The organism is Actinomycetes bacterium, assembly GCA_035489715.1.
Taxonomy (GTDB): Bacteria; Actinomycetota; Actinomycetes; order JACCUZ01; family JACCUZ01; genus DATHAP01.
Genome location: DATHAP010000170.1, coordinates 1 through 13,626, shown reverse-complemented (window position 1 = coordinate 13,626; position 13,626 = coordinate 1). Strand labels below are relative to the sequence as shown.

The following is a 13,626-nucleotide window of genomic DNA, read 5'->3' as shown; positions in this document are numbered from 1 at the left end:
CGGCGTGGCGCGAGCGGCTGCCGGAGCGCCTGCGCGAGCTCGCGACGGCGTGGGACCACACGGCCGCCTGGGAGGGTGAGTGCACCGCGGGCGGCGTCACGATGCCCGGCGCGGTGATGGGCCTGGTGGCCCTCGACGAGGTCGCGGTCCACGGCTGGGACCTCGCCCGCGCCACCGGGCAGGACTACCGCCTCGACGAGGTGACCACTGCGGCCGTGCTCGCCTTCACCGCCGAGTCGGCGACCCCGGAGAGCACCGAGGCGCGGGCCGGCATCTTCGGCCCGGTGGTCGAGGTCCCCGCCGATGCGCCGCCCTGGGACCGAGCGATGGGCTTCGCCGGCCGGGACCCCGGCTGGCGGCCGTGACGGGACGTCTCCGCGGAGACCGCCTCCGGGAAGACCGCACTGGCGCCGGTGCCGTCGAGCGCCTCGATAGCCTGTGGACGACGGGAGCGGGCGGGCCCTTGACCTCCGTAGGGTCGGCACGACCGGATCCGCACACCTCCCGGAGGCCCACCGATGACCGCCCTACGCGTCACCCCCGCCGAGCTGCTCGGCCTGTCGCACCAAGTGCAGACCGCCGCCGGCCAGATCGAGTCCGAGCTGGCCGGGCTGCGCGCCCGCGTCCTGCCGATCGGCGAGTCGTGGAGCGGCCTGGCGCAGGACCGCTTCCAGGCGCTCTACGACGACTGGCACCGCAGCGCGCACGGCCTGCAGCAGGCGCTCGGTGGCCTCAGCCAGCTGCTGGGCCATGCCGGCCAGACCTACGACGAGGTCGAGCGCCAGGTCGCGACCAGCTTCGGCACCCGCTGACCGACCACTCCTCCGACGGGCAGGGCGTGGCTCGATGAGCAACCTCGTCTACTCCGCCATCGCCTCGCTCGACGGCTACGTCGCCGACGCCGACGGCAGCTTCGAGTGGGCGGCTCCCGACCGCGACCTGCACCAGGCAGTCAACGAGGCCGAGCGCCCGCTCGGCACCTGTCTCTACGGCCGCCGCATGTACGAGGTTCTCGCCGCCTGGGAGACCCTCGAGGGCGACGAGCCGGTCATCCGCGACTACGCGCAGATCTGGCGCGGCGCGGACAAGGTCGTCTACTCCACGACGCTGGACCGGGTGACCACGGCCAGGACGCGGCTCGAGCGCCGGTTCGACCCGGTCGAGGTCCGCCGGCTGGTCGACGCGGCGGAGCGCGACGTGTCGGTGGGCGGGCCGACCCTCGCGGCGCACGCCCTGCAGGCCGGCATCGTCGACCGGCTGCACCTCTACCTGCACCCGGTGATCGTGGGCGGCGGCACGCCGGCGCTGCCCGACGGGGTCCGCCTCGACCTGCGGCTGCGGTCCGAGCGCGGGTTCGGCAGCGGCGCGGTGCACCTCGCCTACGACGTACGTCGCGCCCCGGGAGCAGCCCGACCTCCCGGCTGACCCCGGGTGGTGTGACGCCCGGGCTCCGGACCCGCAACGATCCCGTCACGATCACGACCCCGGGCTGCCGCGTGGTCCGGGCATCCGGCATCGTGGCCCGGCGACCTGGTGCGCCAGGAAACGGCGGACGGAAGGGACGCGAGCGATGGCCGGTGGGTCGGTGACCGTCGCCGCCCTGCGCCACCGGCCCCGGCAGGCCGTGCTGGTCGTCCTGCTCGCCGCCGTGGTCTCGGCGTCCGCGGCCCTCGGACCGCTCTACGCCCGGGCCGTGGAGCAGTCGGTGCTCAAGAACGTTCTTGCCGACGCCCCGGTCGCGCAGAGCAGCATCGCGGTCACCGCCACCGGCACCGCCCCGCCGTCGCCGCAGGAGCTGGCGAGCACCGTGCGGGGCCGGACCCGCGACCAGTTCCTGCCGCCGATCCAGGGCGCCGACACCCAGGTCGACCTGCGGGCGGCGACCGGCGGCACCGGTGCCGGGCCTTCGGCGCCGGACGGCCCGCCGGCCGCCCGGGGCCGGCTGGTCAGCCGCGAGGGGCTGTGCCGGCACCTCGAGCTGGCCGAGGGCCGGTGCGTCCGCGGCGAGGGCGAGCTGCTGGTGAGCCGGCTGACCGCCGGGGTCACCGACGTCCGGGTCGGAGACCAGCTGTGGATGTCGGCCCAGGCCAGCGGTCCCGACGACCCGGACACCGAGGCGCCCGGGCGGGCCGTGGCGGTCGTCGGCATCTACGAGCCGCCCCGACCGGGCGACCCCTTCTGGTCCGGCCGCAGCCAGGCGGCCCCGGCCGCGGCCCTGCCGGCCCGGACCGCCACCGACGTCCCGGCAGTCGACGACGTGCTCACCACCTGGCCGACGGTCGCGTCCGTGGAGTGGCCGGCGCTGCGTACCCATCTCGACATCCCGGTCGACGTGGCCGCCGTCGAGATCGACCGGCTGCGGGCACTGGCCGGTGCCACCAAGCGGGTCGACGCCGCCGCGCGCACGGTCGACGGGTCCGCGGTGAGCGAGATCCCGGCCCTGCTGGCCTCGACGGCGTCCCAGCGCGACCAGGCGCGCACCGTCATCCCGCTCCTCGCCGTGCAGCTCGCCGTGCTCGGCGTGGTCGTGCTCGCCTTCGTCTGCGCCGCCGCCACCGAGCAGCGCCGGCCGGAGATCGCCCTGGCCCGGCTGCGCGGCCAAGGGACCGGCGGCGCCGCCGGACTGCTGCTCCGCGAGCTCGGACTGCTCGTGCTCGTCGGCGTCGCGCTGGGTGCCGCCGTCGGCTGGCTCGTCGCGTCGGGCGCGACCGCGCTCTGGCTCGAGGACGGGGTGGTGCTCGAAGCCCGGTTCCCGGTCGCCCTCGCCGTCGCCGCCGCCGCGGTGGCCGGGCTGCTCGCCGTGGTCGTGGCCGGGGCGCCCACCCTGCGCCAGCCGCTCACCAGCCTGCTGCGCCGCGTGCCGCCGCGCGCCTCCACCTTGCAGGTCGGCCTGACCGAGGGCGCCGTCGTCGCGGCGGCCGCCGCCGGGGTCGTGACGCTGCTCTCCGGCGAGAGCGGGCCGGTGGCCCTGCTCGCGCCCGGCCTGCTCGCGATTGCCGGCGGGCTGCTGCTCTCGCAGGCCGTCATCCCCGTGGCCGGGCCGCTCACCCGCCGCTCGCTGAGGCGGGGCCGGGTGGCCCAGGCGCTCGCGGGGGTGCAGATCGCCCGCCGGCCGGCACTGCGCCGGCTGATCGCCATCGTCACCGTCGCCTGCGCCCTGCTCGTCTTCGCCGTGGACGCCTGGTCCGTCTCGGACCGTAACCGCACCACCCGGGCGGCCGTCGAGTCCGGCGCGCCGGTGGTTCTCACCGTCGACGCCGCTAGCTCGGAGGTGCTCCGGCGGGCGGTGCTCGACATCGATCCCCAGGGCGGTTTCGCGACCCCGGTCGTCACCGTGCGGACCGCCACCGCGACCGGCCCGCGCACCACCGCCGTGGTCCCCGAGGCGTTCGCCCGCATCGCCACCTGGGCTCCCGACTCCGAGCCGACCGCCGCCGAGCTGGCCGATCTCGCACCGTCGCTCGCCGACCCGATCGAGATCGAGGGCGACGCGGTGGCGGTGACCGCCCGGCTGAAGGCCCGGGGCCTGCCGCCGCAGCGCGGTGCCCCGGCGCCGGAGCTGCGGCCGTTCTCCCTGTCGCTGACCGTCGTCGGCGACGACGGCGGTCCCCGCCAGGTGGAGCTGGGCCGGATCCGCGAGGGCACCGGGACCTACCGGGCCGCGCTCCCGTGCCAGGACGGCTGCCGCCTGCGCCGGGTCACCGTCAACCGCACCTTCGGCGACTTCACCGATGCCTACGTGGAGACCGAAGTGACCGGGCTCCGGGTCGGCACCGGGGAGGCCACCACGCCGGTAGACCTGGACACCTCGGAGGCGGACGCCTGGTCGCTGCTGCCCTTCCAGGCCAACCTGCAGCCGAGCGGGTCGGTCGCGGTGGGCGACAGCCTCTTCTTCGCCGACGAGTCGTTCGGCAACGCGGTGTCAGTGCAGCGCGGCGACGTGGCGGCCGAGCCGCGGGCGCTGATCGCGGGGGACATCCCCAGGACCCCGCAGGCGCCCGGTGTGCCGTCCGAGGAGGTGGTCGCGCCCGACCTCGAAGCCGGGGACATGGCCTACCGGGTCGTCGGCGAGCTCCCGCTGGTGCCGCGCAGCGGTCCCCGTGGCCTGCTGGTCGACCTGGCCGGCGTCGTGAGCGGCCCGTCGGCCGCACCGGCCCAGACGACGTACGACGTCTGGCTCGCGGCCGACGACCCGAAGCGCGAGGAACGGCTGCGCGACCAGCTCGCGGACCACGGCATCGGGGTGACCGGCCGCGACACGTCGGCGGCGCACCGCACCGCATTCGCCGACGAGGGCCCGACCATCGCGCTGCGGTTGGCGGTGCTCGCCGGCTTCGTCTCCGTGGTGCTCGCCTCCGCCGTGCTCGTCGTCGGCGTCGCGACATCGGGCGCGTCCCGGGCCCGCGACCTGGCAGGCCTGCGGGTCGTCGGGGTGCCCCGCCGGACCGTGCGCAGCGCGGCGGTTCGCGAGCACGTCGTCGTCGCGGTGCTGGGCGTCGTCGTGGGTGCTGTGCTCGGGGTGGTGTCCGCGCAGGTGGCTCTGCCGCAGATCCCGCTCTTCGCGACCAAGGCGGCCCGGTTGCCCCTGGTGCTCGACCCGGTCTGGTCGGCCGTCGTGGCGACGACCCTCGGCTGTCTGGTGCTGCTGTGCGCCGTGTCGGTCGTCGTCGGCCGGCTGCTGGCGGCGTCGGCGACCACCGACCGCCTCCGGGAGAGCCGATGAGGCGGCCGGACCTGACCGGGGCGCGCCTGGCGTTCCAGGGTCTGTGGTTCCGCCGTTCGACCGCCCTCATCGTGCTCGTGCTCGCCACGGTCGCGAGCGCCGCCTCGGTGGTGGCTCCGCTCTACGCCCGCGCGGCCGAGGAGTCGATCCTGCGCGACACCCTGCGCCGGGCCGACGCGTTCGACCTGTCGGTGCAGGTGTCCGTTCCGCAGGTGGGTGCCGGGGTCGGCGAGGGCGCCGCGCCCCCGGCGTCGACCGCCGACGGGGTCGTCCGCGACGCGCTCACCCACCCGGCGTTCGGGCCGCGCCGGCTGGCCTACGTCGGCCAAGGCGAGTACCACCCCACCGAGGGCGACAACGCGGACGGCGTGGTGCTCGGCCAGGTCGTCGAGCGGCCAGGCGTTTGCCAGCACCTCCCCACCGTGACCGGCCGCTGCCCCGAGGCGCCGGACGAGGGCATCATGTCCCGCCGGAGCCTGGAGGTCCTCAGCGCCGAGGTCGGCGACGTGGTGGAGGCCGAGCTGCCCGACTCGGCCACCCTGCAGGACGGCGGCATCGCCCCGGTGGTCGCGGTCGAGGTCGTCGGGGCGTACGACCCGGTGCCCGTCGACGACGCCTACTGGGTCGGGCGGCCGTACTTCGACGCCTTCAACCCGCATTCCACCATCGCTGCCCTCGAGGAGGTCCCGCCGACGGCGGACCCGGTCTTCCTCGGGGCGGGCGGCGCCGGCGCGGCTCGGATCGCGACCTACACGATCGACGTGCCGCTGCTCGCCGCGCGGGTCCAGCTCGACGACACGGCCCCGCTGCTCCGACAGGTGCGGGCGCTGTCGCTCGAGACACCGCGGCTCCTGGTCAACACCGACAGCCAGCTGCCCGCCGCGCTGGACCGGGCCGACCAAGGCCGGCGGCTGGTGCGCATCGCGGCGCCGCTGGCCGTCACCCAGCTGGTGCTGCTGAGCTGGTGGACGCTCTACCTCGTGGTCGGCTCGGCGACGGAGGAGCGCTCCCCCGAGCTGGGGCTGGCCAAGCTGCGCGGGCTGACCGCGCGGCAGACCCGCCGCTTCGGCCTCGCGGAGGTGTTCCTGCTGCTGCTCGTCGCGGCGCCGCTGGGCACGGCCGTGGGCTGGGTCGCGGTGCGGTCCGCCGCCGGGCGGGTCTTCGCCCCGGGCACCGAGGTGGTCCTGACCTGGTCGGTGCTGCTGACCGTGCTCGGCACCCTGGGGGGCGGCATCGTCACGGCCGCCCTGTCGTCCCGCCAGGTGTTCCGGCGGCCGGTGGCCGAGCTGCTCCGAAGGGTCCCGGCCCGCAGCTCCGGGCGGGGGGCCGGACTGATCGACGCGGTCGTCGTGGTGCTGGCCGCGGCCGGTGTAGTGCAGCTGATCAACGACCGCGGGACCCGGCCGAGCCCGGTCGCGATGCTCGCGCCGGGCATGATCGCGGTCGCCGGCGGCCTGCTCGCAGCGCGGGTCCTGGTGCGGGTGGCCCGCCGCCGGGTCGCGGCGTCCACCGCCCGCGGTCGTACGCCCGGGCTGGTCGGCTGGGCCGGTGTCGCCCGCCGCCCCGGCACCGCCCGCATCGCGTCGGTCCTCGCCGTCGCGACCTGCCTGCTGCTGGTTGGTGTGCAGGCGTGGTCCGTGGCCGAGCGCAACCGCAGCGAGCGGGCTCGCGCCGAGACCGGCGCGGCGGTGGTCCTGCAGGCGCGCGCGGCAGACCCGCAGGCGCTGGTCGACGCGGTGCGCAAGGCCGACCCGGACGGCCGCTACGCGATGGCCGCGGTGCACGTCGCGTCCTCCAGCCAGCAGCCGTCGATGCTGGCCGTCGACAGCAGCCGCGCCGACCGGGTCCTCGCCTGGGGCGCGCCGGACGCCCGACCCTCGCGAGGCATCGAGGCGACGCTCGCCCCGGCGACCGTCCCGTCGCTGCAGGTGCATCCGGGGCCGATCGAGGTCGACGTCGAGCTCGAGGAGATGAGGTCGCCGACACCGCTGACCCTGTCGGCCAAGCTCGACGTCGGCGGCACCTTCCAGTACGTCCCGATCGGCCAGCTGCGCCGGGGTGACCGCACCTACCGCGGCGAGGTGCCGGCTGACTGCCAGGGCGGCTGCCGGCTGGTCGGGCTCGCGTTCGACCACCCCGGAACCGACATCGCGAGGGCTACCGCCCGGCTGCGGCTCGCCGGGCTGAGCGCCACCGGGGAGGGCGGTGACCTGGCCCGGCTCGAGGGCAGCTTCGGCGTGCCCGGCGGCTGGCGGCCCGGTGCGCCGACCATCGGCGGGCCTCAGGTGCGGCTCCGGGCCGGCAAAGCCTTGCTGGTCGACCTGCAGGCGCCGGGCGGCCCCTACGCCGAGGTGGTCCGCGGCGACAGCCCCGAGCCTCTGCCGGCCGTCGTCACCCGTGAGGCCGCCGGACCGTCGGCGGCGCAGGGCGGCGTGCCGACGGGCGAGACGACCGGCATGTCCGGTGAGACCACCCGGTTCACCGTGGCGCGGGTCGTCGACTACGCCCCCCGCGCCGGCGACCGGGCCGTCATCGTCGACCTCGAGCTGGCGCTGCGCCTCGACGACCAGGCCCAGGTCGGCGAGCAGGAGGTCTGGCTGTCCCGCTCCGACACCGGCGACGAGCAGGCGCTGGTGCGCTCCCTGCGCCGGTCCGGGGTCACCGTCCCGTCGCGCGAAACGGCCGCCGGCCTGGAGCGGGTCTACGCCGGCGACGGGGCAGTGCTGGCGCTGCGACTGCTCCTCGTCTGCGGGGCCTCGGCGGTCGTCGTTTCGGTGGGAGCACTCCTGGTCGCGGCCTACGTGGGACGGCGCCAACGGGCGTACGAGGTCGCCGCCCTGCGTGCCGTCGGCCTGAAGCGGCGCACGGTCCGCGCCCTCCTCCTGCGCGAGAACGTCGGCACCGTGCTGGTCGCGCTGGCCTGTGGCGCGCTCGCGTCGCTGCTCGCGGTGTGGGCGGTGCTGCCGGCGCTGCCGCAGTTCGACGCCGACTCGTCGAGCATCCCGGTCCGCTACGCGCCGGTCGCCTCCGCCGGCTGGCTCGCGGTCGGCGCGCTGGCCGGCCTCCTCGTCCTGGTCGGCCTCACGGTCGCCACCCTCCAGCTGCGTGCCGGGCGCTCCGACCGGCTGCGGGAAGGAGTCCGTTGACATGAGCGGCATCCCGGTCGCCTGCCACGGCCTGGTCCACATCTACCGCCTCGAGGGCAACGACGTCGTCGCACTCTCCGGCGTCGACCTCGACGTCGGGGCCGGCGAGGTGGTCGGGCTGCTCGGCCCGTCCGGGTCCGGCAAGTCGACGCTGCTCAACCTCTTCGCCGGGCTGCTGCGGCCCAGCGCCGGGCGGCTGCACGTCGGCCCGCACGAGATCGCCCGCATGGACGAGAAGGGGCTGGCCCGGATGCGGGCCACCGACGTCGGCGTGGTGCTGCAGGGCGCGATGCGCAACCTGTTGCCGTATGCCACGCCGATCGACAACGTCCGCTTCGCCCAGCGAGGTGCCCGCAAGGTGCGGTCCGGGCGCGAGGCCGACGACGACTTCGGCGGCTCCGAGCTGCCGGAGCCGCACGAGGTGCTCTCGCTGGTCGGGCTGGCCGACCACTCCACCAACTCGCTCGGCTCACTGTCGCCGGGCCAGCGGCAGCGCCTCGCCGTGGGCGTCGGCCTCGCCGCCAACCCCGGCCTGCTGCTGCTGGACGAGCCGACCAGCCAGCTCGACCACGAGGGCCGCGACGAGGTGCTGCACGCGGTTACCGAGATCAACCGCGACCTCGGCACCACAGTCGTCGCCGTCACCCACGACCCCGACGTCGCGGACCGGCTGCCCCGCACGGTGACGATCCGCGACGGCCGCGTCGGGGCCGAGGGGCGGCGCGGCGAGGAGTACGCCGTGGTCGGCCGGGACGGGTCGCTGACCCTGCCGCCGGACGTGCTCGAGCGGGTGCCGCCCGGGTCGCTGCTGCGGGTCACCATCGTCGACGAGGAGGCGGTCCGCCTCGACAAGACCGAGACCCAGACCGGGGAGGGGGCAGCATGAGTGCGGTGACCGAACCCATGACCCACACGGACGAGCGGGCACCCCTCACGGTGACCGCGCGCGGGGTGCACGTCGCCTACGACGGGCACGAGGTGCTGCGCGGCATCGACCTCACCGCCCGGCCGGGCCGAGTCGTGGCGGTCACCGGGCCGTCCGGCGCGGGGAAGACCACCCTGCTCTGGGTGCTGGCCGGGCTGGTGCGGCCGGACGAGGGATCGGTGCACGTCGGCGACGCGCCGGCCGCCGACCGCGACACCACCAGCGGCGCCGGGGTGGTGCTGATCCCCCAGGACAACGCGCTGGCCAGCGTCCTGACCGCGTCGGAGAACGTCCTGGTGCCGTTGCTCGCCGCCGGCGTCGAGCCAGCGGCGTCGCAGCAGCGGACCGCCGAGGCGCTCGACCAGGTCGGGCTCGCGACCGCCGGCGACCAGCTGATCGAGGAGCTCTCGGGCGGCCAGCAGCAGCGGGTCGCGGTGGCGCGCGGACTCGCCCAGCGCGGCCGGGTCGTGCTGGCCGACGAGCCCACCAGCGAGCTGGACGCCGCCAACCGGGCGCGGGTGGTGGCCCTGCTGCGCACCGAGGCGGACCTGGGGGCGGCGGTCGTGCTCGCGACGCACGACCCGGACGCCGCGGCCGAGTGCGACGCCGAGCTGCACCTGGACGCGGGCGTCGCGACCTGGGTCCGCCCCCTTGAGGGCTGACCGCCCGCCCGGTGCGGTCCCTGCGCGTCGCGCCTGCGGGTCGACCACGTATACGTGGTCGAGGATCGCTTGGAGTGGCATGCACGCCGCTCCAAGCGATCGCAAGCCACTCCACGTGGCGCTCCGGCTGGCCGATCGCCGTGCCACGATCGCGGCATGGACGCCGAGACGGCAGCCGGGCTGGTGCTGGTCGCGGGCCTGGTGGTCTTCCTGGTCGGGGCCGTGCGCTGGCGGCCGGAGTACCAGGCCCAGCCGGCGGTCGCCCTCCCGGCCATGCACGCCGACCCGCGACGGTGGACCTGGATCCACGCGTGGATGGCCGCGGCCATGTTCGTCACCCCGGCCGGCCTCGCGATGGCCGCCAGCCTCGCCCGGCCCGACGACGCAGCAGCCGCCGGCTGGGCCGCGACGGTCGTCTTCACGGTCGGCGCCGCCTGCTGGGTGGTGTCGCTGGCCTACCGGCTGACCGTGGTGCCGTGGGCCGCCGCGAGGACCGTGGCGGTCGGCCGGCCACCTGAGCTCTATCTCGCGACCGAGCCATGGGCGTCGCTGCTGTACCGCGCCCACATGCTCGCGGCCTATGCGGCGTTCGCCGTGCTCGGCACGGCGGTGGTGCTCGACGACGGCCTGCCGGCCTGGGTGGGCTGGCTCGGCGTCGGCTGGGGGTGCGCTTTCGCGGTGCTGCTCGCCGTCGGTGGTCGGATCGCGTACGCCGTCCACCCGCCCTTCTGGGCGCACACCTACCCGGCCGTCGTGGGCGTCGTGCTCATCGTGACCTGAGTGCTCTCAGATCGCGCTCGATATCCCTCGCGCATGCCTGATGTCGGCGCCATCGTGGGGCCCGACAGCTCATCGCGGCATGCCCGAACGTTCCCCGAGCGGCGGCTCAGGCGTCCGCCGCCCACCAGTCGTACGATGGCCGGCCGAGAGGAGGCGGCGATGGCCGATCCGGTTGGCGACATCATCGGGGACTATCGCGCGTTCTCCGCGCAGCAGCACGATCGCCTGCTCGCGCGGGGCATCGACATCCGTCCGTACGCGCTCAGCCACCTCGCCGTCCGCGTGCCGGAGTGGGACCAGTACGCGCATGTGCGGACCCTGCTCGAACGTCACGCGGTCGCCAATCGCGAGAACGTCTGGAATGGCCGCCCGATCTCCTTGATCATTCCCGCCGAGCCACTCGAAGTCCTCGACGGCAAGGTCGTCCCGCTTATCGAGCTCATCCCGCCCGTGCACCAGCGCGTCTACAAGATGGGGTTGGAGCACCTCGGCGTCGTGGTCGACAGTTTCGACGCCTTCGTCGAAGCCCACAAGCCGGTCCTGACGGGACAGCAGTTCCAGGGCCCGAACAGCACACCGGACCCCGTCTACATCTTGTTCGAGGACTTCACCCACGTGAAGTTCTACCGACTTTCACTAAGGGCATCCGTCGAGCTCGATGCCGGCCCGTTCCTCGATGGGTTCCATCACGTCGACGACTGGGTGCCCCAGCGGCTCGTCACGGCGACGGGCCCGAACCGCTTGCCGCGCTGAGCGACGGCCGCAGCCGCACCGACGACGACAAACGAGCATGAAGTCCGTCGCCCGGCCGACGTCGCGCGGTACGCCGAGGATCCCGAGCAGCTCGACCTAGCAACATCGGGCGACGGCAGGTCCTACGCACCCCATCTTGCTGCCGCACCCATCGTGACGTGCCGGCAGTCGGTCAGCCGAGGACGAACTCGTCGCCGACCAGCACCGGGGTGGTCGTGCCGTCGGCGGCGATCCCGAGCACCTCGACGTCGGGGCTGCCGACGACCACGTCGACGTGCGTCGCCGACTGGTTGACGCCGGCCTCGATCCGCTGCTGCACGTCGAGCCTGGTCCCGCCCTCGATCGTCGTGGGGAAGCCGGCACCCCATGCGACGTGCGACGCGGCGTTCTCGTCATACAGCATGTCGCGGTAGGTCAGCTGGGTGCGCCTGACCCGCGAGTCGCCGTCGACGATCGCCACCTCGCCCAGGTGCCTGGCCCGCGGGACGCTGTCGAGCTGGTGGTGGACCGCCTCCTCGCCGGCCGCGGCCTTCGCCGCGCGCACCGTGCCGTCACCGAGCTCGAGGACCAGGCCGTCGACGAGGACGTTCATCTGCTGCAGGAAGAACGGGGCGGTCGTGCTGAGGGTCCCGTCAGCACGGCGCCAGTCCGGCGACGTGTAGACCTCCTCGGTCGGCAGGTTGGCAACGAACGCGGTGCCGGCGTCGTTGGTGTGCTCTGCCGTGACCCAGTGCGAGCGGGGCGCCAGGCCGACGACCAGGTCCGTGCCCGGGCCGCGGAAGTGCATGCGGTCGAAGCCCTGCTCGTTGAGCAGGTCCCGGCGGTGGGCCAGCTTGGCCAGGTGCTCACGCCACGAGACGACGGGGTCGTCCTCGTCGAGCCGAGTCGCGAGCGCGACCGACTGCCAGAGCCGCTCGACGTCAGGCGTGCCGAAGATGCTCTCGGCCCAGCCGGCGTTGGGCGCCGCGACCACCGACCAGGCGACGTGGTCGGCGCCCAGTACCTGCATGGCCGCCTTCGCCCGCTCCACCGGCAGCGAGGCGGCCAGCCGGGCCGGGTCGGCGCCGTCCATGAGGGTGGGGTTCGGGTTGCCGGTCAGGGAGATGACCGCGACGTCGTCGTCCTTCCAGGCGTTGATCGCGTCCACCTCGTGGCGCAGCGAGGTGCCCAGCGAGTCGTCGGGGGCCAGGGCGACGTGGGCGCGCTGGAGGTGCTGGTCGACGTACTCGATGGAGACGTAGCTCGCGCCCACGCGGTAGGCCTCGGCAGCGACCGCTCGGGCGACCTCGGCGTGCTCGACCATGCCGCGCACGACGACGCGCTGCCCCAGCTGCACGTTGACCCCGACCCGCACCACCAGTCGCGCGTAGGCCCCGAGCAGGTGGTCGTACGGCTCGCTCATCGGTGCTGCTCCTTCGTCCGGGTCGGCTGCCCGGCCACGGTACCCATGACGGCGAGCCGGGACGACGAACGGGCGGCCCCTCCAGTGGAGGGACCGCCCGTGGGGTCGTGCTGGTCGTGCTCGTCGTGCTGGTGGGGCTGGACTCAGAAGTCCATGCCGCCCATGCCACCGTCGCCGCCCGGCATGCCGCCGCCGGCCGGGGCCTTCTCGGGCTTGTCGGCGATGACGGCCTCGGTGGTGAGGAAGAGGCCGGCGATCGACGCGGCGTTCTGCAGCGCCGAGCGGGTGACCTTGGCCGGGTCGATGATGCCGGCCTTGATCATGTCCTTGTACTCGCCGGTGGCCGCGTCGAGACCGTGACCGGTCTCGAGGTTGCGCACCTTCTCCACCACGACGCCGCCCTCGAGGCCGGCGTTGACGGCGATCTGCTTGAGCGGGGCCTCCAGCGCGATCTTCACGATGTTGGCGCCGGTCGCCTCGTCCTTGTCCAGGTCGAGCTTCTCGAACGCGGTGGTCGACGCCTGCAGGAGCGCGACGCCACCACCGGCGACGATGCCCTCCTCGACGGCGGCCTTGGCGTTGCGCACCGCGTCCTCGATGCGGTGCTTGCGCTCCTTGAGCTCCACCTCGGTGGCCGCGCCGGCCTTGATGACGGCGACGCCGCCGGCCAGCTTGGCGAGGCGCTCCTGAAGCTTCTCGCGGTCGTAGTCGGAGTCCGACTTCTCGATCTCGGCGCGGATCTGGTTGACCCGGCCGGCGATCTGGTCGGCGTCCCCGGCGCCCTCGACGATCGTCGTCTCGTCCTTGGTGACGACGACCTTGCGGGCCCGGCCGAGCAGGTCGAGACCGGCGTTCTCGAGCTTGAGGCCGACCTCCTCGGAGATGACCTGGCCACCGGTAAGGATGGCGATGTCCTGCAGCATGGCCTTGCGGCGGTCACCGAAGCCGGGCGCCTTGACGGCGGCCGACTTGAAGGTGCCACGGATCTTGTTCACGACCAGGGTCGCGAGCGCCTCGCCCTCGACGTCCTCGGCGATGATGGCCAGCGGCTTGCCGGACTGCATGACCTTCTCCAGCAGCGGCAGCAGGTCCTTGACGGCCGAGATCTTGCTGTTGAGCACGAGGACGTACGGCTCGTCGAGAACCGTCTCCATGCGCTCCGGATCGGTGACGAAGTACGGCGAGATGTAGCCCTTGTCGAAGCGCATGCCTTCGGTGAGCTCGAGCTCGAGACC

General features: G+C 74.5%; 11 protein-coding genes. 9 read left to right on the top strand and 2 right to left on the bottom strand.

Features of this window, described 5'->3' with window-relative positions:
- The 9 genes from VK640_14030 to VK640_13990 form a co-directional block, all read left to right on the top strand.
- The coding region (locus VK640_14030; GenBank protein HTE74300.1) for a TIGR03086 family metal-binding protein at window positions 1-365 on the top strand (365 nt) is incomplete at its 5' end.
- Window positions 366-518: 153 nt separating this feature from the next.
- Window positions 519-812, top strand: a complete 294-nt coding sequence (locus VK640_14025) for a WXG100 family type VII secretion target (GenBank protein ID HTE74299.1) — start codon at window positions 519-521, stop codon at window positions 810-812.
- A 34-nt stretch (window positions 813-846) separates the two neighbouring features.
- Window positions 847-1,425: a dihydrofolate reductase family protein gene (locus VK640_14020; GenBank protein ID HTE74298.1), complete on the top strand. Its 579-nt coding sequence runs from the start codon at window positions 847-849 to the stop codon at window positions 1,423-1,425.
- 145 nt (window positions 1,426-1,570) lie between these two features.
- Window positions 1,571-4,723, top strand: a complete 3,153-nt coding sequence (locus tag VK640_14015; protein HTE74297.1) for an FtsX-like permease family protein — start codon at window positions 1,571-1,573, stop codon at window positions 4,721-4,723.
- Window positions 4,720-7,869, top strand: coding sequence for an ABC transporter permease (locus VK640_14010; GenBank protein ID HTE74296.1), 3,150 nt, complete (start codon window positions 4,720-4,722; stop codon window positions 7,867-7,869). Before VK640_14015 ends, VK640_14010 begins: the two co-directional genes overlap by 4 nt.
- 1 nt (window position 7,870) lies before the next feature.
- Window positions 7,871-8,755 carry an ATP-binding cassette domain-containing protein gene (locus tag VK640_14005; GenBank protein HTE74295.1) on the top strand — a complete coding sequence of 295 codons (885 nt, stop codon included), beginning with the start codon at window positions 7,871-7,873 and terminating at the stop codon, window positions 8,753-8,755.
- Between the two features lie 5 nt (window positions 8,756-8,760).
- Window positions 8,761-9,456 carry an ATP-binding cassette domain-containing protein gene (locus VK640_14000; protein HTE74294.1) on the top strand — a complete coding sequence of 232 codons (696 nt, stop codon included), beginning with the start codon at window positions 8,761-8,763 and terminating at the stop codon, window positions 9,454-9,456.
- A 156-nt stretch (window positions 9,457-9,612) separates the two neighbouring features.
- A complete protein-coding gene (locus tag VK640_13995; GenBank protein HTE74293.1) occupies window positions 9,613-10,236 on the top strand; it encodes a hypothetical protein in 624 nt (207 codons plus the stop codon).
- A gap of 135 nt (window positions 10,237-10,371) precedes the next feature.
- Complete coding sequence (locus tag VK640_13990; protein HTE74292.1) at window positions 10,372-10,989, top strand: VOC family protein; 618 nt, start codon at window positions 10,372-10,374, stop codon at window positions 10,987-10,989.
- A 172-nt stretch (window positions 10,990-11,161) separates the two neighbouring features.
- Here VK640_13990 and VK640_13985 read toward each other — a convergent pair whose 3' ends face one another.
- Together VK640_13985 and groEL are read right to left on the bottom strand one after the other, a co-directional pair.
- Window positions 11,162-12,391, bottom strand: coding sequence for an aminopeptidase (locus VK640_13985; GenBank protein ID HTE74291.1), 1,230 nt, complete (start codon window positions 12,389-12,391; stop codon window positions 11,162-11,164).
- A 143-nt stretch (window positions 12,392-12,534) separates the two neighbouring features.
- The coding region (gene groEL / locus VK640_13980) for a chaperonin GroEL (GenBank protein HTE74290.1) at window positions 12,535-13,626 on the bottom strand (1,092 nt) is incomplete at its 5' end.

Coding starts and splice junctions, on each gene's coding strand:
- VK640_13990 (HTE74292.1), top strand. CDS start 10,372: ATGGCCGGCCGAGAGGAGGCGGCGATGGCCGATCCGGTTGGCGACATC.
- VK640_13995 (HTE74293.1), top strand. CDS start 9,613: ATGGACGCCGAGACGGCAGCCGGGCTGGTGCTGGTCGCGGGCCTGGTG.
- VK640_14025 (HTE74299.1), top strand. CDS start 519: ATGACCGCCCTACGCGTCACCCCCGCCGAGCTGCTCGGCCTGTCGCAC.
- VK640_14015 (HTE74297.1), top strand. CDS start 1,571: ATGGCCGGTGGGTCGGTGACCGTCGCCGCCCTGCGCCACCGGCCCCGG.
- VK640_14010 (HTE74296.1), top strand. CDS start 4,720: ATGAGGCGGCCGGACCTGACCGGGGCGCGCCTGGCGTTCCAGGGTCTG.
- VK640_14020 (HTE74298.1), top strand. CDS start 847: ATGAGCAACCTCGTCTACTCCGCCATCGCCTCGCTCGACGGCTACGTC.
- VK640_13985 (HTE74291.1), bottom strand. CDS start 12,391: ATGAGCGAGCCGTACGACCACCTGCTCGGGGCCTACGCGCGACTGGTG.
- VK640_14005 (HTE74295.1), top strand. CDS start 7,871: ATGAGCGGCATCCCGGTCGCCTGCCACGGCCTGGTCCACATCTACCGC.